The organism is Cyclonatronum proteinivorum (genome assembly GCF_003353065.1).
Taxonomy (GTDB): Bacteria; Bacteroidota; Rhodothermia; order Balneolales; family Cyclonatronaceae; genus Cyclonatronum; species Cyclonatronum proteinivorum.
The window spans coordinates 1,609,516-1,632,140 of the sequence record NZ_CP027806.1 but is presented as its reverse complement, the minus strand read 5'-3'; the positions used below and the strand labels follow the sequence as shown (position 1 = coordinate 1,632,140).

The 22,625-nt window shown below is 49.1% G+C and carries 15 protein-coding genes; 4 read left to right on the top strand and 11 right to left on the bottom strand.

What is annotated here, in order from left to right; genetic code table 11:
- Positions 1 to 13 precede the first annotated feature (13 nt).
- The 5 genes from CYPRO_RS06445 to lnt form a co-directional block, all read right to left on the bottom strand.
- A complete protein-coding gene (locus tag CYPRO_RS06445; protein WP_114983819.1) occupies positions 14 to 1,999 on the bottom strand; it encodes a T9SS type A sorting domain-containing protein in 1,986 nt (661 codons plus the stop codon).
- A complete protein-coding gene (locus CYPRO_RS06440) occupies positions 1,996 to 2,358 on the bottom strand; it encodes a hypothetical protein (RefSeq protein ID WP_114983818.1) in 363 nt (120 codons plus the stop codon). The genes CYPRO_RS06445 and CYPRO_RS06440 overlap by 4 nt, the downstream gene beginning before the upstream one ends.
- Positions 2,359 to 2,368: 10 nt before the next feature.
- A complete protein-coding gene (locus CYPRO_RS06435; protein WP_114983817.1) occupies positions 2,369 to 2,632 on the bottom strand; it encodes a hypothetical protein in 264 nt (87 codons plus the stop codon).
- 90 nt (positions 2,633 to 2,722) lie between these two features.
- The gene (locus CYPRO_RS16730) at positions 2,723 to 6,388 is read right to left on the bottom strand and encodes a T9SS type A sorting domain-containing protein (protein WP_240644854.1); all 3,666 of its coding nucleotides are present in this window, start codon (positions 6,386 to 6,388) and stop codon (positions 2,723 to 2,725) included.
- 272 nt (positions 6,389 to 6,660) lie between these two features.
- Positions 6,661 to 8,352 carry an apolipoprotein N-acyltransferase gene (lnt, locus tag CYPRO_RS06425; protein ID WP_114983816.1) on the bottom strand — a complete coding sequence of 564 codons (1,692 nt, stop codon included), beginning with the start codon at positions 8,350 to 8,352 and terminating at the stop codon, positions 6,661 to 6,663.
- Between the two features lie 420 nt (positions 8,353 to 8,772).
- On the opposite strand from lnt, the gene CYPRO_RS06420 reads away from it, so the two are divergent.
- The gene (locus tag CYPRO_RS06420) at positions 8,773 to 9,888 is read left to right on the top strand and encodes an aminopeptidase (protein WP_114983815.1); all 1,116 of its coding nucleotides are present in this window, start codon (positions 8,773 to 8,775) and stop codon (positions 9,886 to 9,888) included.
- Here CYPRO_RS06420 and CYPRO_RS06415 read toward each other — a convergent pair whose 3' ends face one another.
- Entirely contained in the window at positions 9,889 to 10,257 is a 369-nt protein-coding gene (locus tag CYPRO_RS06415; RefSeq protein WP_164682599.1) for a nucleotidyltransferase domain-containing protein, read from the bottom strand.
- Positions 10,254 to 10,700, bottom strand: coding sequence for a nucleotidyltransferase substrate binding protein (locus CYPRO_RS06410; protein ID WP_114983814.1), 447 nt, complete (start codon positions 10,698 to 10,700; stop codon positions 10,254 to 10,256). The genes CYPRO_RS06415 and CYPRO_RS06410 overlap by 4 nt, the downstream gene beginning before the upstream one ends.
- Positions 10,701 to 10,925: 225 nt before the next feature.
- Between CYPRO_RS06410 and CYPRO_RS06405 the strand changes: the two genes are divergently transcribed.
- Positions 10,926 to 12,428 carry an aldehyde dehydrogenase family protein gene (locus tag CYPRO_RS06405; RefSeq protein ID WP_114983813.1) on the top strand — a complete coding sequence of 501 codons (1,503 nt, stop codon included), beginning with the start codon at positions 10,926 to 10,928 and terminating at the stop codon, positions 12,426 to 12,428.
- 290 nt (positions 12,429 to 12,718) lie between these two features.
- On the opposite strand, the gene CYPRO_RS06400 is transcribed toward CYPRO_RS06405, so the two are convergent.
- The 3 genes from CYPRO_RS06400 to CYPRO_RS06390 all read right to left on the bottom strand — a co-directional run bounded on the left by CYPRO_RS06400 (position 12,719) and on the right by CYPRO_RS06390 (position 17,972).
- Positions 12,719 to 14,053 carry a hypothetical protein gene (locus tag CYPRO_RS06400; RefSeq protein WP_114983812.1) on the bottom strand — a complete coding sequence of 445 codons (1,335 nt, stop codon included), beginning with the start codon at positions 14,051 to 14,053 and terminating at the stop codon, positions 12,719 to 12,721.
- A 33-nt stretch (positions 14,054 to 14,086) separates the two neighbouring features.
- Positions 14,087 to 16,849 carry a TonB-dependent receptor gene (locus tag CYPRO_RS06395; protein ID WP_114983811.1) on the bottom strand — a complete coding sequence of 921 codons (2,763 nt, stop codon included), beginning with the start codon at positions 16,847 to 16,849 and terminating at the stop codon, positions 14,087 to 14,089.
- 226 nt (positions 16,850 to 17,075) lie between these two features.
- Entirely contained in the window at positions 17,076 to 17,972 is an 897-nt protein-coding gene (locus tag CYPRO_RS06390; RefSeq protein WP_114983194.1) for an IS982 family transposase, read from the bottom strand.
- A gap of 143 nt (positions 17,973 to 18,115) precedes the next feature.
- Here CYPRO_RS06390 and CYPRO_RS06385 point away from each other — a divergent pair, with 143 nt between their 5' ends.
- On the top strand, positions 18,116 to 18,751 hold the full coding sequence (locus CYPRO_RS06385) for an inorganic diphosphatase (RefSeq protein ID WP_164682596.1): 636 nt from the start codon (positions 18,116 to 18,118) through the stop codon (positions 18,749 to 18,751).
- A gap of 134 nt (positions 18,752 to 18,885) precedes the next feature.
- Here CYPRO_RS06385 and CYPRO_RS06380 read toward each other — a convergent pair whose 3' ends face one another.
- Positions 18,886 to 19,962 carry a 6-phosphofructokinase gene (locus CYPRO_RS06380; RefSeq protein ID WP_114983809.1) on the bottom strand — a complete coding sequence of 359 codons (1,077 nt, stop codon included), beginning with the start codon at positions 19,960 to 19,962 and terminating at the stop codon, positions 18,886 to 18,888.
- A gap of 910 nt (positions 19,963 to 20,872) precedes the next feature.
- Here CYPRO_RS06380 and amaB point away from each other — a divergent pair.
- The gene (gene amaB / locus CYPRO_RS06375) at positions 20,873 to 22,402 is read left to right on the top strand and encodes an L-piperidine-6-carboxylate dehydrogenase (RefSeq protein ID WP_114983808.1); all 1,530 of its coding nucleotides are present in this window, start codon (positions 20,873 to 20,875) and stop codon (positions 22,400 to 22,402) included.
- Positions 22,403 to 22,625: the final 223 nt, after the last annotated feature.

Genomic DNA, 22,625 nt, shown 5'->3' with positions numbered 1-22,625 from the left:
AAGTAGGGATTATCTATTTTAATAGTGTCATTTTTCTCGTTGCAGAGAAATTGTCCGCACTTAGCCGGTACATGTAGGTGCCGGAAGAAAGTCCTGCGGCATCCCATGTTACCGTATGCTGACCCGCAGCAAACATATCGTTGCTGATTGTGCCGACCCTTTGCCCCATTACCGTATAGACCGTAATCGATACCTGTGAAGCCTGTGGAAGATTAAACGATATATTGGTAGTAGGATTGAACGGGTTTGGGTAGTTTTGTGAAAGCTGAATTCCTGTTGGGATATTGTGGTCGTCTTCACCCACGGAAACAGCACCACCGGTTGGCATGACAGCCATAAAGATTTTCCGGGTGCCATCAGAAGTCAGCGTGATATCGTCGAGTTGGAGGGTTCCGTCGAAGTCTCCGGCGAGGATAATTTCACCACCATTGTAGGCAGAAGTGATAATATCAAGCGGGTTGGTTCCAAACGGACGCGTTTCGCGATCAAAGACCAGTTCCCGACTTTCAGCACCGGATCCTTCAATATTTTTGGCCCAAATAAAATTACCTGATTCATCAAATTTTGCCATATAGATATTGTTAATAGATTCCGTTGTAAGAATTACTGGTGAATCTGAATCTATATCAAAAATAATGGAATCCGAATACCTTCCTAATACAAATACATTTTCATTTTCATCCAACGTCACAACATCAACAGTTGCACGGTCGAAACCAAACTGACGAACCCAGATGGCGTCGCCGTCTATATCATACTTTACAAGAAAAGCGTCTTCGGTACCCATAGCATCAAAGGTTTTATTATAGCCTTCAAAGTATGCATCAGTACCGCTAAAAAAGCCTCCTACATAGAAGGAGCCATCCGCAGCGGATACCACACTCTTTCCTACGATATCATCTCCGGCACCCATAAAGCTGGCAAAGTACCATTCTCCGTTTACATCGTAGCTGATCACAAAGGTATCCGCATTACCTGTGTCATTATCCCAATAAATATCTGAATCGGGTAAATACATCCGGCCTTCGCCAACAATTCCCAGAATATTCAAATAGCCGAGGGCGTCAACCGAAATAGATGATGCAAGGTCGCGCCCGGGTGTTCCGAACACATTTGCCCAATACAGATAGTTTCCATCTTTATCAAGTGAGGCGATAAAAAAGTCGGATTCGCCTTGTACCGTTACTTCTTCACCAAAAAGGTTTGTCCCGGAAAAACCACCGGCAACGTACGGATAACCATCTGTATCTATCATGACAGAGTTGACAGAATTTATTCCCAATTCTAAACTATTGGGTGAAGCTTCACTTCCACTATCTCCCCCTAAGGCCCACTGGAAGTTTCCGTTGGTATCGTATTTAGCGACAAACAATTCAAGGTTGATTAAATCATCATCTCTGCCATCACTTAAGCTGCTCAGGATTTCACCATTGTTATCTGTAAAATGAAGCTCTTTCACAAAAGCGCCACCGACATAAACATTCCCATGATCATCAACGGCTAACGTAAGCCCACCATCGAGGGAAAACTCCTCCTCCACTTCCTCGCTCCCGTGAGCTAACTGATACCAAAGTAAAGTGCCCTCAGGACTGAATTTAGCGATGAAGACATCATATCCGCCGGTACTTTCCACTATGACCCCATCATACGAAATGGTACCGGTGAATCCGCCGGTAACGTAGCGGTTGCCTTGGGCATCAACGGCCATTTGACCGATTTGTGTAGCACCGGTCAGGCCAAGTGTACTGGCGCTCTGAAATGTTAAATCGGGTGACTTTGTATTGGAATGCTGCATATTCAGTACCTGATTATATTCCATCCCATTCGGTAAAACATAGTTTGATTTATCGATATTGAGTTGAAAATAAGGTCTACTCATATCACAATTTCCCTCCCCCCAACAGCTTGGCGGGTTAGCTTGTACTGCTGACATTGGAATAACTTGCCAAAGAAGCAGCATAAACAGCATTTTCAGGAAATGTATTTGTTTTGTTTTCATCGTTTTATTTTTTTTGATTTGGATTGTTTTTTAGGATTTCGTTTAGGTTTTTTAAAAGTGATTATTACCAGTATAATTAAGCACATAACCGGGAATAGGGTTGGGTAACGACTATAAAAACTCAGCCCCTGCCGAAGCGGAACGGTTCCAACTGAATAGCCGACGGTAAAGGGATCTATGATTTCCAAAACCTCCCCAAACGGATTGGTGAAAAAGCTGAAGCCGGTTGTGGAACTTTTGGCAACCGATTTCCGCGCTTCCACGCTGCGCAGGCGGGTGTAGTTTTTCATGCCGATGATGGAGGTTTTGAGCTTGTACGCTGACCAACAACCATCATAGTCAAGCAGCGGATCGGCCATACATAACGCATCAGGGCCCCCGCTGCTGACCCAGGCGGCGCAGGGCATAAGCTCCACCGGCCATGAGCAAGATACCAAGTCCGCTACCGACCGGGGTTTGGGTCGGGGCTCCGGGAAGTTGCGGCGGGCCCGGATTTTGCATCGGCTGTGTTTGTTCGCTTTCTTGCCAGATTTGCTGGTCGCGGTGCTGTGTTTGTGCATCAGCCATGTGGGTTAGTCCGGCAAGCAGGGCAATTAAAAACAGGGTGACAAAAGAAAGGATGATGCGTTTCATAGGATTACAATGCTAAACTAAAAGTGACAAAGAGAGTGAAAGCGGTAAGAGCAATGTGCGCAGGTCTGCAGCCTGCAATCCGAATACATGCTATTTTAAAAGGGTCATTTTGCGGGTAATGACCTGATTTCCGGCCTGCAGCCTGTACAGGTAAACCCCGCTTGACAGCGCGGAGGCGTCGAAGCTGACCGTGTGCACGCCCGCCTGTACGCTTCCGCTCTTCAGCGTAGCTACCCGCTGCCCCTGCACGTTGAATACTTCGAGGCGTACTTCTTCAGTAGCGGGCAGTTCGAACCGAATCACCGTTGTGGGGTTGAAGGGATTCGGGTAGTTTTGACGCAGTGTAAGCGCGGAGGGTGTTTCTGCCGGCGGCACCGCTGTGGGCTCATCGTATGTCAGGATGATATTAAAACGGTTTTCAGCATCCTGAACAGTAGTTGGGGAAGCATAAAATGTCACTTCCGTTTCCTCGCCAATTTCCCGGATTGTCCCGGTTTGTGTTTCAAAGAGGGTTGCCTCAACACCCTCGGGGAGATGAATTTCAGAAATGATCAGTCTGTGAAGGCCACCTGAAGTTGCAGCCGTATAGAGCGGAACCGTATGTTGATACGCTTGCTGCAGGCTGCTGAGACCGATACCATTTACGATCATTCGGTTGTTTTCAAAAGTTGAGTAAAGCAGGCTGTATGAAGTACTAAAGGGCGGGAGCAGTACTGCACCACGGGCTTCCACCCCTTCATGAAATGCGATGAGGGTTTCACCGCTGTGTTCAGCGCCTGTCAGTTTCACCCGAATCAGGTATTGTTCGGTTTCACCCATGAAGGATGTACCAGCAACTTTGGCCTCGGAGGTAACACTCAACACAGGCGTTTCCCCGTTTGCCTGAACAAAAAAAGCCTGATTACTGGCAATTATGCCATCATTTGCAATACCCGTTCCGCCGGAGCCAATGGTATAAGCTGAAAACGTACCATTCTGCTCAAGAACCCAAAAAGTGCCCTCCAAATGGGTGCGGTTCCATGCTGCGTGATTCCAATCCAAAGCCGACAGGTAGGGGTTAGACACAAGGTTAAAACCGCCAAGCTGACTATCCCCTACACTATTATCAGTAAAAGTAACCGGGAATGAGACCGTTGATTCATCATTTTCTTTTTCGCTGAAAGCTCCGGTAGCGCTCAGCACTTTTGGCCAGCTACCCGCCTGATTTAACACATCATTGGTAAAAATGTAGGTCAGATAACCGGTTGCTTCCAGCATGCTGCTGTTAAAATTATCAACGGGAGTCCATCCTCCCGGATCAAGTTCACTGTTGCGCGGATAGGTTTCGTTAAAGAACCACACATTGGGATCTGCGTTTTCCGCATTTGCTCCGGTGCCGCCCTGTGTCCATATATTGCTGAGGAGGCCCGCATCAGTTCCGCCTGTAAAGGATGTTTGTACAGGCGACCCCAGACCAAAGAAAGCGCCAGATCCGGGAACAGCATTGGAATCAAGCCAGCGCTCCAGGGTAATGTTGCCGGTTATTGTACCTGTTCCGATACCGGAAACGCGGGCCGTTTCATCAAAGGCAGTTGAAGCCAGAACAAGGCTGCCATTGTTTATGAGCTCTCCGCTTCTTAGAATTAATTCATCTTCAACAATAAAAACAGTGCCATCCGTAATTTCTACAGAGCCGGCAGCTTTATCGACTTCCATCCCAAAGCTTCTCATCACATTGCCATTACCGGTTAGTGTTTGAACAGCTTCACCGGCAAATACAAATGTATACTGGACGTTATTGCGGGCAACCGGCATATTTACCGAGCCACTAAGGGTTAAATCACCTCTGATTGTCATAAATCCAATCGAACTCAAAACAGGATTGATGTCTTCAAAAATTAAATTCCCATACACCCAATTTGGAATTTCGTTGGCAGCTCCCGTAAAGGTTACGGTTGAATTATCATCAATTTCATCGAGCGTAGGCAGCGTTTCGTGCGCAAGCGTAAGTGATCCGCCTGATGCTACATCTACCGAAGCTGTAAGAGCTGCCTGCAGGATCAGGGATGTGCCATCACTGACTACTACTTTCGAATCGACTCCGGAAACCTCCCAGGCTGCAGAAAGTGTAGCGGATGCGGTGTTATCAACTACAAAAACCTGATTATCGCTTGTGAAATTGGCGGGATTATCTCCACTACCATCCGTATTGACGCCCCAGTTGGCTGTGTTAGTCAGGTTGCCGGTACCACTATAGTAATAGGTAGTAGCACCATCTCCTGAACCCATTACACCAATGAAGACCAGGCGGTTACCATCTGACTTGCCGGGATTTGCTTCTAATGTAATACCATCGAGTGTTAGTGTGCCGTCAAAGTCACCGACCATAACTACACCTCCTCCATTTTGACTGGTGTAAGCGATAAAGAGCGGGCATGTTCCAAAAGGACGGGTTGGATCAGGATTATCCAAATCATTAATCAAATCAGTACTCTCAGCGCCGGAACCCTCTACATTTTTTGCCCACAGAAAATTGCCCTCCTTATCGTATTTAGCCATGAACATATTTAGTTCAGAGTCAGTTGTCAGGATTACGGGAGTATCAGATTCTGCATCAAAAACGACATATTCCCAGTACCTTCCGAGGACAATGATATCTTCATTATCATCAAGTATGATGGCATTTACACCGGCAACAGTGCCAGCAGCTCCGAATTGTTGTACCCAAAGCACATCTCCGGCATCATCATATTTCGCTAAAAATCCATCTGTATCGCCGGCAGAAGTTACGATAATATCGTCACCAACTTCCGATTCAAATAAGACTTCTCCTTCAAAAAAGCCTGCCACAAAAATATTACCATCAGATGAAGTTGCAATCGAAGAACCGATAATTTCATCACCGGCACCCATAAAGTAAGCAAAGGTCCAGTCTCCATCTTCAACATCGAAATCCATAAAAAAAGTGTCTGGATTGCCTGTGTCATTATCCCAAAAGACATCACCACCAGGCAAATACATGCGACCTTCCCCTACCACACCGAGTACGTTTAAATAGCCATTGGCATCTATGGTGATTGCCTTGGCATAATCTCTGTTTGGCGTACCAAACACTTGCATCCAATAGGTTCCTTCACCATCATCAAAAAGAGAGGCAACAAAAAAGTCGGACTCTCCCTGAACGACTATTCCAGTTTCATCAAAAAGATTTGTTCCTGAAAAACTACCGACAACGTTGGGGTCTCCGAAATCATCAATAACAATATCATTAACGGAATTTACCCCGACGGCCAAACTGTTTACAAGACCTGGACTTCCGCTTTCTCCGCCTGCCGCCCATAAGAAATTGCCGCTGTCATCGTATTTCACAACGAACAATTCCAAATTAATCTCATTGTTAAATTCATCTCTGCCGTCGTGGAGGTAACCGACCTCATTACCGAATTCATCCACAAAAGTAAGCTCTTTTACGAATGAGCCGCCGGCATAAACATTCCCATCATTATCAACAGCTAAAGCAAGACCGCCATCAAGTGAAAGCTCATCAAGCACGTCAGAGCTTCCGTTTGCAACACGAAACCATAGAACATTCCCCGAAGGATCGAGTTTTGCAACAAAGAAATCATAACCACCGGTACTTTCCACCGTAACTGCACCATACTGAATGGTACCTGTGAATCCACCGGTCACGTAGATATTTCCGGCATTATCAACTACCACTTTGGCAACCTGAGTTGTTCCGGTTCCTCCTATGGTATAGGCACTTTGAAAAGTCAAATCGGCTGACTTAGTGTGTGCTTGTTGCAAGTTTAGTACTTCTTGAAAGTGCATTCCGTTGGGCAACACATATTGAGATTTATCCAGATTAGATTGAGTTTTAACATTGGCTTTACCTACCAAAAAGCTCATGGCATATACATCACTTACAAAGAAGATGGATAGTATCAGCAAAAGGATACTTTTATGCAAAATTTGAAAACTATTTTCCACAAAATATACAATTATTTTTAGAATACAATTTATGATAAGGAGTATGCTGTTTACCTGTTTCATTTTGGTTTATATTTTTTTCGTTTTTTAGGGATGATCAGCCTTTTGGTTTCATGGTTTTTATTGGGGAAAAACGTAAACAAAAGCAGTGCGAGTAAGCAGAATAATGGAAACCCGTTTGGATACATGCTATAAAAACTGAGCCCCTGCCGAAGCGGAACGGTTCCTACTGAATAGCCGACGGTAAAGGGATCTATGATTTCCAAAACCTCCCCAAAAGGATTGGTGAAAAAGCTGAAGCCGGTTGTGGAACTTTTGGCAACCGATTTCCGCGCTTCCACGCTGCGCAGGCGGGTGTAGTTTTTCATGCCGATGATGGAGGTTTTGAGCTTGTCACCAAAGAGCCTGCCGCTTGTATGCACCGTTATGAGTTGAGCCTGTTGCAGAAACTCAGCTTTATGCGTAGAAGCAAAGAGGATGTCCCAGCAAATCAGGGGGATCGTGTGTACTATTCTGCCATCCCGGGTCAGGAAAGCTTGCGGAGACATAGATTCTCCCACACTAAAATGATTGTTTTCACCAAGCTCCAAAGCGAATTGTGACAGCTTTGGATAACGGTCACTAAAGGGCACATACTCGGTAAAGGGCATTAAATTTACTTTGCGGTACAACCGGAGCGGGTTGCCGCTTGCATCCTCCATCAGTACTTTCCAGGAGAATTGGGGCGTGATCATGGCCACTGCATTGTACAGGTAGTAGTCTCTTTCTAAATAACGCTGAAGCGGCGGTACCGGGCGCGGGCTTGGTTCTGTATCGAAGATGCCCGTTGCCAGGGGCGTTTGCCATCGTAACACACGATCGGTGATAAAAATCAGACTGTTGACTTCCGACCTAACCCTTGCCGGAAGGGCACCCTCCGGCCAAACGACAAGATCCGGCTGATGCTGAGTTATGACCGAATCTGTTAAGGCCAAAGTAGTACTCAGGATGGGGAAAACGACTTCTTCATCAGCTTCTGCGTCGGGGTTGGGCTCCGCATATTCCGACTGAATGACGGCTACGCTTGCGGTGCCCTGAAATGTGCCGGGCAGCACGGCGTAGGCGTACCAGGCATAAAGCAGCGGCAGCGCGAACCAGACAAGGGTGCCGGCCAGCAGTTTTTGAGACAGCTTGTTGTGAAGCAGGTCTGAGACCCCGTTTTGCAAAACAGCTTTGAATAGAAGGAAAACACCTACATTCAGCGTAATCACCCAGGCCGAAATACCGGTGTATCCGGTGATGTCAATAAACTGAATGAAGACCGGGTAGTTGGCGAGCGCATTGGCATACAGCGTAATCGGGAAGCCCAGCCAAAGCTCTTTCACGAACCATGCATACGGCGGCCAGATAAGGGCCAGTGCCAGAAAACCCCATCCGCTGTTTGTCTTTACCCTGCGGCGAATATCACGAAGCAGCACAAAAGGCAGGGCATATACGGCAGCAGCAAGAATCACCATGATGCATCCCGCGACGGGCTCAACCCAGATAAAGCCAATCAGCGCGAGGAAAAGAGATACAAATGAAAAAACATACCCGTGCAAAAACCAGCTCCTCCGGGTAGTTTGCTTTTCGAGGGCTGTAAAGAGTCCTACAAGGCAAACCGGCAGCAAAAACGCAAACGAGATTCCGGAGATATGATTCACGGAAAGCCCAAGGAGCAGGCCGCTCAGCAGACTGGGCAAAAAGCTATGGATCAGTTGGGTTGGTTTCATGGCTTAAAACTATCAAATCTGATCCCTGAATATCTGCCAAAATGCTTTGAAAATCTGCCAAAGTATGGCAGAATCGCCTCAAACGCTTCTGTTTCACCGAAATCAGCATGCTGCATTGATTTTTTCGGGCAGCAGTGCTTTCGCGTTTTGAAGATGCTTTTCGTACCGTCAGCAAAGGCATCGCAAAGCTAATCCCCGGCTTTCACCTGTCTTTAGCCGACGGAATTTAAGCCCAAAAAGAGCTGCATTCTGCTCCGGAGGCCTGTCCGGTTTCAATACGCGAGCGGCCCTGTTAGACGCATTACTTTAATTGAATATCACGTATCCTCACGATTTTTTGCGCCCATTGGCAGCGCTGATTGATTATCTTTCCTGCAGGAAAACAAATCCCATTGACTTACACAAACCAAACCTTTCCTCATGTCCTACCCTACTCCTGACTCCCGGCTTGCCGAAACCCTTCTCTCCCACAGCTGCGCCCTTCAGCCGGGTGAAAATATCATGATACAGCTTGTCGGCCTGAACGGCATCGGGCTTGTACGTGCGCTCGTTGAGCAGGTAAGGGCGCTGGGTGCGAATCCTTTTGTGCGGATTGAGGATACCGAAATCAACCGGAGCCTGCTCGAAACCGGCGACGAAGCGTTCTGGAAGCTGCAGGCTGCGGCCGATCAGCTCCCGCTGATGAAGCTGATGGATGCTTTTGTGGGCATCAGGGCTTCCGAAAATATTTACGAAAACAGCCGGGTGAGTCCCGCGCAGAACAAGGCTTACGGCGAGCACTTCCTGAAACCGGTGCATTTTGAAGAGCGGGTCAACAACACCAAATGGGTGATTCTCCGGTATCCGTCGCCGGCTTTTGCCATGAACGCCAAAATGCCGACCCGCGAATTCGCTGAATTCTACTACCGCGCCTGTCTGCTCGACTACGCCAAACTGCGCGAGGCCATGCTGCCCCTCGAAGCACGCCTTCGGAAAACCAACGAAATATGGCTGAAGGGCGAGGGCACCGATATTCGGTTTTCGGTGAAGGGTCAGAACTGGATTCCCTGCTTTGGGGAACGCAACATCCCCGACGGCGAGCTTTTCTCCGCGCCCATTCTCGATTCTGTCAACGGGGAAATCACCTATGCCCCTTCGGTGTATCAGGGCAAGCCCTTTGAGTTTGTGAAGCTGCGCGTGAAAGACGGCCTTGTGACCGATTTCGACAGCTCGGACAACGACGCCCTGCAAAGTATTCTCGATACCGATCCCGGCGCCCGCCGTTTCGGGGAGTTCAGCTTCGGCACCAATCCGGTCATCGAAAAGCCGATGTATGACATCCTCTTTGATGAAAAGATTTACGGCTCGAACCACCTTACCCTGGGTCAGGATTACGAGATTGCCTCCAACGGCAACGACAGTTCGGTGCACTGGGATCTCGTTTGTATCGGCGCCGATGTGTACCTCGACGGCGAACTTATCCGCAAGGGCCGGCTTTTTGTGACAGAGGATTTGATGGGGCTTAATCCGGAGGTGTTTTTGGGAAGCGCGGACTAATCAGCTCGTGTTACCCGAGACTGACGGTGTCACCGTTTCATCTTTGGTATGCGCTTCATACAGCAATACGCCGTCAATCTCAATTCGTCGGACAAGTTCCGGGTTTTTGATTTGGTGCAGGATGGAGAGATCAATTTTCCAGGGTAGCAGCAGTTCATCCAGTTCGTAGTCAATCTCACACAAGCGGGCGTATGTCAGGCTTTTACCTGTAAGCGTGAGATCAATATCTGAAGCCCTGCGCCACTGTCCGGTTGCGCGGGATCCGTACAAAATAGCCGATTCAATCTCCGGATACTCAAGAAGCACCCCGCGTATGGCTGCTATGACCTGCGGTTTCAGACCGGTATCAATATCTTCTATCCTTTTCACAGAAGCTGACTCAGGGTTTCCATTTTCGAACGCAAAGCCTTAAAAGCCGGTAAATAAGCATGCAGGATTTCCTCAAACAGCCCCTGTGCATTGGCTTCATCGTAAGTGTGAGAGCTCAGGTTACGCCTTCTGATCATCTCCATCCACAGCTCACCATCTTCGATGAGTCCAGCTTTGAAAGCTTCACGGGTAGCGTCTTTGGAGCCGATCAGATTAAAAATTCCTTCATTTTCAAGGTAGGCTTTCATGAGTTTACAGGCTAACTCATGCGTGTATTCAAAGCGCTGGATTGTAGATTCGAGAACCATCTCATCCAAGTTTTCCTTTTCAATCGCAATGATGGTGGAAGACTGTCTAATTTGATCAACGCCACTCTCTAACTTTGCTAATGCATTGCAATAGTTATTAAAGCGCAACATCCATTTAGATTCGCTCTTTGTCATGCAATTTTTTTGTGCTTCGTATTAGTCTTTAAGTTCCAACTTCTGATAGAATAGGGATTTTCTGAGACGATTTAAACAGCCCCACCTTTGATCTATTCATCCTTTGGCACAATTCCGCTATTCTTTGGCACAATGATACTATTTATTGATTCATCCTTTGGTTATTATACTCCGAAGCCGCAATAAAAGCGCTTTTTTAATAACTAAACAAAGGAATCAATCCAAATGCTACACGCTTATCCTGACTTCAAAGAAAAGTACGACAACTTTATTAATGGCAAATTTGTACCGCCGGTTGATGGCGAATACTTCGATGCCATTTCTCCGATCGACGGCAAGCCCTTCGCCAAGGCTGCCCGCTCCAACGAAAAAGATATCGAAATGGCCCTCGATGCCGCGCATGCCGCCGCCGATGCATGGGGACGCACCTCGCCAACCGAACGGGCGATCATACTCAACAAAATAGCCGACCGCATGGAGGAAAACCTCGAGTTCCTCGCCCGCGTCGAGACCGTCGATAACGGCAAGGCTGTTCGTGAAACCCTGAATGCCGACCTGCCCCTTGCCATCGATCACTTCCGCTACTTCGCAGGCGTCATCCGTGCAGAAGAAGGCAGCGTTGCCGAGCTCGATGAGCACACTGTGAGCATGCTCATCCCCGAGCCACTCGGTGTCGTAGGACAAATCATCCCCTGGAACTTCCCCATCCTGATGGCGACCTGGAAACTCGCGCCTGCCCTCGCTGCCGGAAACTGTACCGTCATCAAGCCTGCCGAGCAAACTCCGATCAGCATCATGTGTGTGATGGAGCTTATCGGCGATTTGCTCCCACCAGGTGTACTGAACGTCGTCAACGGATTTGGTCCCGAAGCCGGGAAGCCGCTTGCGCAGTCAGAGCGCATCGCAAAAGTCGCCTTCACCGGTGAAACAACAACCGGACAGCTGATCATGCAGTACGCCTCCGAGAACCTGATTCCGGTCACGCTCGAACTGGGCGGCAAGAGCCCGAACATCTTCTTCAGCAGCGTGATGGATGCGGACGATGCCTTCCTCGATAAATGCCTCGAAGGCGCCGCTTTGTTTGCGCTGAATCAGGGTGAAGTGTGTACCTGTCCGTCCCGTATTCTGGTGCAGGAAGACATCGCCGACGCCTTCATTGAAAAACTCGTGGAGCGCGTGCGCAAAATCCGTCGCGGTCACCCGCTCGATGACACAACCATGGTAGGCGCGCAGGCCTCCAAAGAGCAATTCGATAAAATTATGAACTACATCAACATCGGCTGCGCAGAAAATGCCGAAGTTCTTGTGGGCGGACAAGCCTGGAAGACCGCCGGCAACGGCATTGATGAAGGCTTCTACGTGGAACCCACCGTGTTCAAAGGCAGCAATGACATGCGCATTTTCCAGGAAGAAATCTTTGGCCCGGTCGCTTCCCTCACCACCTTCAAGGATGAAGCCGAAGCCCTTGCCATCGCCAACGATACCATGTACGGCCTCGGTGCCGGTGTCTTCACCCGGGATATGCATCAGGCGTATCAGGTGCCGCGTCAGATCAAGGCCGGCCGCGTTTGGGTGAACTGCTATCACCTGTATCCGGCGCACGCCGCTTTTGGCGGATACAAGAAGTCCGGCTTTGGCCGCGAGAACCACAAAATGATGCTCGCACACTATCGTCAGACCAAGAACATGCTCATCTCCTACAACAAAAATGCTCTCGGCTTCTTTTGATGTTTAGGAGGATGAAGGGGACCTAAGCAAAATCAATCCCCTGAAAAATTACAAACACCAAAACTGGTGCAGGCTATTCCCCGGATGGTTTTGGTGTTTTTTTTAGGATGATGCCGGCCGGGATTACCTCAAACGCCGTTCAGTTGAGGTTGAGGGCAGTCTGCAACCCCGAAAACTTTTCCCTAAATAGACAAAGCCGCACCCGAAAAACGGGTACGGCTTTTTTTTATGCGTTTACTCAGAATAGGTCGGAAATCCCGTACTACAGGCGATGGTAAACGGGCATTTCTTTAGTTGAGCCTCAGACCGGAATCGTTGGTAGGATAGGCACCGAGGTCAGCGCTGGGCTGCATGATGGTCGGAGCAGCTGCGCCTGTAAGGGTAAAGCTAACCTGTACGGGAGCGAAGTCAGTTCTTCCGGCTCCGATTGCAGGTGAACCTTGTTGCAGGCGGAAATTCCAGGGGCTTGCGATATTCATTTCAAGCGGCTGGTTTTCACCGGCTTCATAATCAGCCATGGAAAAGCGGTTAATGTCATAATTCACGAAAAGCGGGTTGTGGTCACCGGCTTCGCCGATCAAATTGTTATCTCCAAGTACAGCAAGGGTAGATTCCTGGGAATCAGAAGGGATAAACTCTGCAGCCATGGCTTCATGTGTGCCATAATACAGGTTGTTATCAATAACAATGTTGCTTAGATCAGAGTCATCCAGTACACGGATACCACGCTTGTTGTTGACCACTATATTGTTGTAAGCAAAACCACGGGCACCATTTTCAAAATTGATGTTGGCACCACGGTTAAGACCGACGCGGCGAAAACCACTGTTCAGGACAGTGTTGTTGTAAATGCCGATGTTAGTTTGAATCGTACTTTCGCCGTCATCAGAAGGTTTGAATGCATTGGTAGCTCCGCCAATCACAAGGTTGTAAGCGATGTTACCAACAGTGCCGCCTTTCACGTTGATGATATCGCCGCCGTCTTCGCCCATTTCTTCAAAAACGTTGCGCACGATGTTTAGCTTTCCGCCAACCGGACGATAAAGGTCGTCTTTAGAACCATAGAACCAGGAATCTTCGATTACAACTTCTGTTTGATCACTCAGGGTCCAAATGCCGTAGCGAATACGACCTGCACGCGGTGTACCGGGGCCGCCTTCCCCTCCGGTGAATTCCATGCGGGTCCATTTAAGCACTATAGCGGCTGTTGTTTCGCTTCCCTGCAAACCACCCCAAAGACCGGCAAACCGGTTCTCATGGGTACGAAGTTCCTGAGGCACCGTAAGCAGAACGGGATTATCCTGTGTGCCAAGGCTTTTAAACGAGCCATTAATGGTAAATTCAGGCCCGATATCACCTCCGTCACCGGCAGCAATAACGGTTACGCCGGGCTCAATTACAATTTCTTCACCTTCCGGGATGATCACATCACCGGTCATGGTGTAGGTACGGCCTTGACGAAGAGTACCACGCATGGCACCTACGAGTTCAGTCGTGCTGTCGTCGATAGTGGTAACATCCGGATTGTCAGGTTCATCAATGATTACACTTGTGCTGTTATCAGAACATGCATATACAGCAAAAGCGAGAATGAGGATCAACAGTGATTTTGTAATAAGTTTCATGTTATTTTTGTTGGTTAGGTATTGAATCCTGGCTTAAAGGGCGTATCTGAGGCCAATAAGCCAGGTTTGTTGGAAAAATTCTTCCCGAACGAGGGTATTTGAATCGGTATTGATGTAGGGCGCTTCTTGCGGATTGCGCGTGTTCGGGAGAGGCACCTCAGCCCTAAGCGGCGTATTCAGCAGGTTATTGATTTTGAGATAGGCCGTTATGCCATACCCTACACGTTGTTCGGCTGAAAAATCCATCTGCCAGAAAGAGCGCTGCCAGATGTCGTTCTCATAGTAGGGTGAAACCCCAATGATCCGACGGCCGGTGAACACAGCTGATAGCTGTACGTCGGTGCCGGTTCGGCTGTTTTTGTAGAGACCGGTAAGATTACTAATGTGGCGGCTTTGACCCTGCAGCGGTCGTGTTTGGTTGAGTTCGCGGGAGGTTAGGTTTCCGCTATCATCTCTGAACCGGAATATTTTGGATGTGGTGATGCGTGAATCGGTATATGTGTAGTATGCCCGAACACCCCAGTTGCGAATGTATTTGGTAACATCAAGTTCAAAACCGAAGTTATTGGCCGTCCCAAAATTATTGGGTTGCAATATGATGGCCTGACCATCAATAATAAGTGCTGATTCAATGGGATCTTTGATTTCCTTGAAGAAAAGCGCGACCATCAGCTGATCGAGTGCGCCGGGGAAGAGCTCAAAACGAAAATCTACATTTTGGGCCTGCGTACGCTCAAGGAAAGGATTCCCGCGCTCACGGAAGTCGTCTTCATTGATGCTGTAAGGAATGACCTCAAAGAAATTGGGCCGGCTGATCGACTGAAAATAGCTCAGTCTCAGGTTCATATTATCCTGTGGCTGATAGCGCAGGTGAATGCTTGGTAAAATATCGGTATAGTCGCGCTGCCCCGTTCTGCCGGGCAGGGTTTGCGGTCCGTTCGTTTCCCAGGAAAAATCGGTAGTTTCAACGCGAAGCCCCCCAATTGCGCGAAACCGACCGCGCTCGTAGGTCGCCATCCCGTACCAGGCAAACACATCTTCCTGCGACTCATAGTTGAGCGGGTCTGTAGGTGTACCGCCGGGATTAAACAAATTCCAGGTGTGATTATTGATATCCCCAGACCAGACTTGCGTGATGGGAGATGCACGCAGCAGATAGCTATTGAAAGAATTGGTCCGGTTTTTATGACGGTACATGGCACCGGCCTTAAAATCAAGCAGGTTACCAGCAAAATCCATCGTATAAAGGGCATTGAAATAGCCGGCAATATCCTCGTCTTCGTTGTTGGTCCACCGTCGGGTCAGATCGCGGTCGAGAAGTACCGGCTCATCCACAAACTCCCCCGCACTGTTGATGGTCCGCCCGGTTATCAGTTTCAGGTCAACCATGTCCGGATCATCATTGGTGGCGAGGGAATATACTGCTGACCAATCGAGAAGGAGGTTGTCATTTGCGAACAGGTGCGTCCCTTGGAGGGTCGAATTATAAATCTGTTGCAGCTGATTACGGGTTCGGAAGTTTTGGCTGATTCTCCCGGTACCGACGCCCTGCCCGCGACCGATGCGCAGATTAGTATCGGCATAAGCGCGATTAAAGCGGTCTTCAAGCCTAATTAGAGCGTTATAAAAATCGATTTTATGTCGGTCATTGATTCGGAAATCAGTCTTTACATGCAGACCGCCGCGAATTTGTTCTGTTGATATCCGTCTGTCCTGTACGGTGTCATAAAAGGGATTGTTATCTTCCCGATCCACATCCATCTCAAAAAACAGGCTGTTCGCACCCCGGAAATTTTGCTGAAGGCTTCCGGCTGCAATCACCCCAATCCTGTTGTTTAGAAAACGATTTCCGATGGCAAGACCAAATACGCGGTTTACCGGTGCCCCTTCCTCTCTAAAATCTATGTTGCCATAGGGGAAATCGTCAACCGATGCTCTGTAGTCCGCTCCGTTTGCTGCATGAGGGGAAAGGGTTGAAATCACGGAAAAATCAGAAGTCAGGCGGTCTTGATCAGAATAGATCTGACTATACCCTAAGCCCACATTGGCATTCAGGATGAACCGATCGGGTGCGTTTCGCATGCGCATATCAATAACACCTCCAATCGCATCTCCCTCCATATCAGGGGTGAGTGCTTTGGTTACAATCAGGCGGTCGAGCAGATCTGACGGAAAAATATCAAGGGGTACATAGCGGTTTTTGACTTCCGGACTCGGGATTTTGATTCCGTTTACAAGGGTGTAATTGTAGCGTTTATCCATCCCCCTTACAATAGCATGTTGCCCGTCGCCGCTGCTGCTGCGCTCCAGGGAAACACCCGATACACGCTGCACTACGTTCGCCACCGTAACATCAGGCGACATTTCTATAGAACGGGCATCAACCACGTTTACGACCGTTGGGGAAGTTTGCTCGGTAACCCTCGCGCTTTGTTCTGTCCGGAAATCACGGGCGGCTCTTAGGGTAACGGCATCGAGTTCTGCACGGCTCATTTCGAGCCTGAAATGTAGTTCAAGGCCCTCATCTTCTACCGTTAGTGAGCCCGTTTGCGTAACATAGGCCACATAAGAAACGGTATAGGTGTACGTTCCAGGCGGTACATTGCGAATGACAAAAGATCCGTCAAGGCCGACAACACCGAAAAGGTTGGTGTCATCCAGAACAACTGTTGCTCCGGTAAGGGGAGTGCGATCTCTCGCATCTGTAACAGAACCGGTGATGCGGTGAAGGGTTTGCCCGAACACATCCCCTGAACATAACAAGGTGACTAAAATCAGAAGCAGCGCTTTAATCATTGTTCCTCAATTATTAAGAATTTTGAAGTCAGCGCAAGAATAATCCTTTTATGTTACTCAAACATTACCAACTACTAAATAAGCCATTTTGGTAACAATAACGTTACATGCACCGACTGATGGGTTCTGTAATATGATGAGTGAATTCCGCCAACCTTCTAACCAATAACTCTATCCGCATGAGAGTATTACAGATAGCATTTATCCTAATAACCTGAGTTCGATTTTAAATCATGCTTAATTGGTTAGTATGAACGGATTCATACTTTATGGCGGGCTTTTTGGGAAAGAAGGAATAGGCAGCTAATCCCGACAGCAGGTTAGACAAAAAGTTAGCGAAAGAGCGATGACGGGAATGTTCAATTTGACACATGTTTTTGAGTTCATCATTTATGGTCTCAATAACAGATCTCTTTCGCAACAGGATTTTGTCATTAAGACTCATCAGGCAATTTTTCATATTCTTGCGTATTTGGGTAATCAGATGAATGCCGTCATCAAACAAAATCCTGGACAGTGCCGCTGAGATATAGCCTTTATCTGCATACATTTTTCCTGTAAAAGCTTTGATAAAGTTAGGATTTTTAAGGGGATCACGGTCGTCCATATTTCCCGGACTAATCAGGAAGTTGAGCAATTCTCCCTTATCATTGACAGCCAGATGAAGTTTAAATCCGAAGAAAAATCCTATTGAAGATTTACCCAACTGGCCAATGCCCTTGAAGACTTTATGGTTGGATATACGCTTGTTTTTGCACACACGCAGCGGAGTGGAATCTATGAATGAGATACCGGTGCACTTTCCCATACAGCACTCTTTGACAAATAATGCCAGCGGCAAATTGGCACCAGCCATAAGCTCAACGAAGCGATTATATGAAACGGTCTTGGGGAAAAGATGACACATGTGTACCTTGACATATTGAGTATAGAAGCACTTGATGGTGCGATATCCACTGTGATGAAACAGAATCATAATTGTGATCACCTCGCTGGTAGACAGATTTGGCTTTCGCTTGGGGGTATTTCCAAGCATATGCTTGGCCATTGAGCGATGAAAGCCGATGCAGAAGTTGTCAACCAGGCAGTATATTTCGGTAATTTTATTGTCGGATAATGTCATGAATTATTTTGCTATGTTGTTGTTATTGGTAGACTTAATATAGCAATTTGTTGTGACTTATCCGACATATAAATTGTGCTTTTTCAACAATTTGTCGATCAACTTTAGCCTAATTATTAATCGAACTCAGGTTAATAGTATGCGTGATATCAGGCTGTAACGAGAATACCCATTCGGGTACGCCTTACGATCACACTTCTTCGCTCACTGCAATTAGGGATCGTGACTTCCTGCACGGCATATCACCCGAAGCCAGCGGGCAGCTCGTGAATACGGTTATCGAAATTCCCGCAGGCTCAAATGCCAAGTGGGAAGTGAACAAAGAGACGGGGCATCTTGAATGGGAGGTACGGGGCGATTCACTCCGGGTGATCCGTTACCTACCCTACCCGGCTAATTACGGAATGGTGCCGCAAAGCCTGATGCCAGCCAGTGAGGGCGGAGACGACGACCCCTTGGATGTGTTTGTACTCGGCCCGCGGGCCAAAACGGGTTCCATTATCCGTACCCGTGTAATCGGCGTACTCTACATGAAGGATGACGGAGAGCAGGATGATAAACTCATTGCCGTTGATACCGACAGCTGGTTCGGAAATATTGAAACCCTCGAAGCCCTAAACGCAAACTTCCCGGGGATAACGAATATTTTAAGCACATGGCTGGCAAACTATAAGGGGCCCGGCGCTGATGTTGAACTCATGGGAACCGGGGATGAAGCAGAAGCTGCCGCCATTTTAGCGCGCGGGATATCAGCTTACCGCATTGTACGCGAGCAATAAAAAAGGTCACCCTTGCAATAGCTGAGCTGCAAAAGTGACCTTCAATTTGGCGTAATGGAAATCTCCGTCCCCAAAAATATGCGCCGGTAAACGGCTTCAGGTTTTGCTGTACTTAAATCGTGCAGCGTAAGGGATTAGTCTCCCAGGCAAATCCCTAAATCCCGGGCGGTCATGATGGTGTCGCTGTCGGTCGGGACGGTTTTGAATTTGCCGGCAACGTCGGCGATCGGGATACGGCGCAGTTGATTTTCTTTCATCACGACGAGCTTGTTGAAGTCGCCTTCCTCAATAGCGCGGATGGCTTCGGCGCCGAAACGGAGTGAAATCAGGCGGTCGTAGGTGCTTGGTCGGCCGCCCCGCTGCTGATGACCCAAAATGACGGAACGGGTTTCCTGTCCGGTTTGGCTCATGATTTCCTTTTCGAGAAAGGCCGCAGCGCCGCCGAGCAACTCAGCCTGTCCCACCTGCTTGCCTTTAATGAAGTGACCGCCTTCTTTGAGCTGGGCTCCTTCCGCTACGACAATTACAGCGTGCTCTTTACCCTGCTTCTTAAGCTGTTCCAGCTTTTTAAATACAGATTCGAGCGTAAAAGGGATTTCCGGAATCAGAATCACATCTGCCGAAGACGCCAGCCCCGCGTGCAGCGCAATCCAGCCGGCATAGCGGCCCATCACCTCCACAATCATCGCCCGCTGATGGGATTCCGCGGTTGTCGTAATGCGGTCGATGGCTTCGGTCGCAATGGTGCAGGCCGTATCAAAACCCAGGGTCGTATCGCAGCCTACAAGGTCGTTATCAATGGTTTTAGGCACGCCCACAATTTTGAGACCTTTTTCCGACAAACGGTGCGCAAGGTGCATAGAACCGTCACCGCCGATGGCTACTACGGCCTCCACACCCAGCTCTGCAAGTTTTGAGACCACAACATCGGAGCGGTCTTCGTAGGTGTAGCTACCATCGGCCTGCAGCACCGGAAACTCGAAGGGATTGCCGCGGTTGGCTGCCCCCAAAATGGTGCCGCCCTGCATCGTAATGCCGCGAACGCTATCAGGCGTGAGGCGCGTAGCCGGTTTATCCGTGTAAAGAGAAGCATAGCCGTTACGCAGTCCCAGGACTTCCCAGCCGCGGTTCAGGGCAGCTTTGGTTGCCGCGCGAATCACCGCATTGAGACCCGGCGCATCACCACCACCGGTATTAATTGCAATTTTCATGGGGTAATTAAGATTTAATCGGTTAAGATTTTGAAGTATGTGGGAATATACAAGCTTGCTCTTTGAATTAGTAAAAAGAGACACCAAAATCGGCAGTGCCTGCCTGTACAGACTCAATCGTCAGCGTATTAAATCACCCCGCATGTTTACGATTTCTATCTATCAAACTGTACACACGCCCAATCCCGAAGGGATTGCATGTTTATAGAATACACACGGCCCAAGAAAAAAAACGCCCGTGAAAGGGTCGCACGGGGAATTGAATTTGGATAAATAATTAATTTCAATTGGGTTGTCAAATTCGACACCCTCAACAAATTCCGTTTTCCGACACAGCTGCCAGGATTCGACCCTTTCAGGGTCATCGGAGCAATATTAAATCCGGTTTACCCAACAAAATGTAATCTTCCCATAAATCAAACGCCCTAATGACCAAACCAATTTGAATCCTGTTGCCTTATTTTTGAAATCACCGCTTGAAATGCTTCTGAAACCAATCCCGAAGGGATTGCATGTTTATTGCAGCTCGCACGCGCTTTACCCCGCAACCACGTTCGATTCCCTATCTCCATTCCTTTCCAGCAAGCCTAAAATCGAAATACGCTCCATTCTATGGCGCGCTTCGCCTCCATAACACCTGTAAATCAAATCCCCCGCCAATCCGTCCCGCATTCCGAAATCCGAAATCCTAACCAAGCCGGGGCGGACACGTAGGGGCGGACACATAGGTTCGCCCCTACGGTGCACCAACCTGCGCGAATCTGCATTACCGCCCAAACTTAACACCCTGCCGCGACCCGTTTCTTTCGTTGGTATTTGCGCGATACTGCCCTAATTTACGGGCAGACAAAGACTTTCATCGCGAAACATTCGGTTCCGCTTTCCTTTCATTTTATATTTTGATCGACCTATGCAATTTCTATCGAATCTCGGCCTTCAGGGCTTCAACTATGGTACTTCAACCGGACAGCAAACCCTCGGCAGCGAGTCCGGCTCCGAAAAAATGACCAGCTACTCCCCCGCCGATGGCTCCGTAATCGGCGAAGTCTCGGTCACGACCCGCGACGAATACGAGCAAGTCATACAGGCCGCCCAGCAATCCTTCGAAACCTGGCGTATGACGCCCGCCCCGCAGCGTGGTGAAATCGTGCGGCAAATCGGCGACGCCCTCCGCAAGCACAAAGACGACCTCGGTCAGCTCGTAAGCTGGGAGATGGGCAAAATCTATCAGGAAGGTCTGGGCGAAGTGCAGGAAATGATTGATATTTGTGACTTTGCCGTCGGTCTCTCCCGTCAGCTTTACGGCCTCACCATGCACTCCGAGCGGCCCGAACACCGCATGTACGAGCAATGGCACCCGCTCGGCACCGTCGGCATCATCAGCGCCTTCAACTTCCCCGTTGCCGTCTGGAGCTGGAACGCCATGATCGCCGCCGTTTGTGGCGACGTCTGCATCTGGAAACCCTCCGAAAAAACACCCCTCACCGCGGTAGCCTGTCAGAACATCGTTGCGGAAGTCCTCAAAGCCAACAACCTGCCCGAAGGCATCTTCTGCCTCATCAACGGCGACCGCACCGTGGGCGAATGGATGACCGAAGATGAGCGCGTCCCCCTCATTTCCGCAACCGGATCCACCCGCATGGGCAAGGAAGTCGCGCAGGTCGTCGGCAAGCGCCTCGGCAAAACCATCCTCGAGCTGGGCGGCAACAACGCCATCATCATCAGCGATCAGGCCGATATCGAAATGGCCGTGCGCGCCACCGTATTCGGCGCCGTCGGCACCGCGGGACAGCGCTGCACCAGCACGCGCCGCATCATCATTCAGGAAAAAGTGTACGATCAGGTCAAATCCCGCTTGCTCGAAATCTACGAAATGATCCGCATCGGCAACCCGCTTGAGCCCGACACCCTCGTAGGGCCGCTCATTGATAAAGACGCCGTCGAAGCCATGCAGCGCTCCCTCGCGCAGGTCAAAGAAGAAGGCGGCACCGTCATTTTCGGCGGTGAAGTGCTCGAAGGCGACGGCTACGAAAACGGCCTCTACGTGCGCCCCGCCGTCTGCGAAGTCAAAAACGAATACGAAGTCGTACAGCGCGAAACCTTCGCACCGATTCTCTACTTCATCAAATACGACACCCTCAACGAAGCCATCGCCATCCACAACAATGTAAAACAAGGCCTTAGCTCCGCCATCTTCACCCTCAACATGCGTGAAGCCGAAAACTTCCTGAGTCACCGCGGCTCCGATTGCGGCATCGCAAACGTCAACATCGGCACAAGCGGCGCGGAAATCGGCGGCGCCTTCGGGGGCGAAAAAGAAACCGGCGGCGGCCGCGAATCCGGCTCCGACGCCTGGAAAGCCTACATGCGCCGCCAAACCAACACCATCAACTGGAGCACCGAACTCCCGCTTGCCCAGGGCATCAAATTCGACGTCTGACAGCAACACCGGGTTGGCCCGACCAACGCACCCCCTCAAAAAGGCACCGCAGTCCCCGCTGCGCGTGCCTTTTTTATGATCAGCTCTTTTCCCCGTACCTCCCGCAGCCTTGCCATGCCGGACGTTTTTTATTTTTTGGGGGAAACTCCGTGAACATCACGGTCTTTCGCGACAGATTAGAAATCCCAAATCAAAGATAGGTCCCTTGCTTTTTGGGAAGCCG

Bases quoted from the DNA above. Each gene is read 5' to 3' on its own strand.
- CYPRO_RS06445 (WP_114983819.1), bottom strand. From the start codon at position 1,999: ATGAAAACAAAACAAATACATTTCCTGAAAATGCTGTTTATGCTGCTT.
- CYPRO_RS06440 (WP_114983818.1), bottom strand. From the start codon at position 2,358: ATGGCCGATCCGCTGCTTGACTATGATGGTTGTTGGTCAGCGTACAAG.
- CYPRO_RS06435 (WP_114983817.1), bottom strand. From the start codon at position 2,632: ATGAAACGCATCATCCTTTCTTTTGTCACCCTGTTTTTAATTGCCCTG.
- lnt (WP_114983816.1), bottom strand. From the start codon at position 8,352: ATGAAACCAACCCAACTGATCCATAGCTTTTTGCCCAGTCTGCTGAGC.
- CYPRO_RS06420 (WP_114983815.1), top strand. From the start codon at position 8,773: ATGTCCTACCCTACTCCTGACTCCCGGCTTGCCGAAACCCTTCTCTCC.
- CYPRO_RS06410 (WP_114983814.1), bottom strand. From the start codon at position 10,700: ATGACAAAGAGCGAATCTAAATGGATGTTGCGCTTTAATAACTATTGC.
- CYPRO_RS06405 (WP_114983813.1), top strand. From the start codon at position 10,926: ATGCTACACGCTTATCCTGACTTCAAAGAAAAGTACGACAACTTTATT.
- CYPRO_RS06400 (WP_114983812.1), bottom strand. From the start codon at position 14,053: ATGAAACTTATTACAAAATCACTGTTGATCCTCATTCTCGCTTTTGCT.
- CYPRO_RS06395 (WP_114983811.1), bottom strand. From the start codon at position 16,849: ATGATTAAAGCGCTGCTTCTGATTTTAGTCACCTTGTTATGTTCAGGG.
- CYPRO_RS06390 (WP_114983194.1), bottom strand. From the start codon at position 17,972: ATGACATTATCCGACAATAAAATTACCGAAATATACTGCCTGGTTGAC.
- CYPRO_RS06380 (WP_114983809.1), bottom strand. From the start codon at position 19,962: ATGAAAATTGCAATTAATACCGGTGGTGGTGATGCGCCGGGTCTCAAT.
- amaB (WP_114983808.1), top strand. From the start codon at position 20,873: ATGCAATTTCTATCGAATCTCGGCCTTCAGGGCTTCAACTATGGTACT.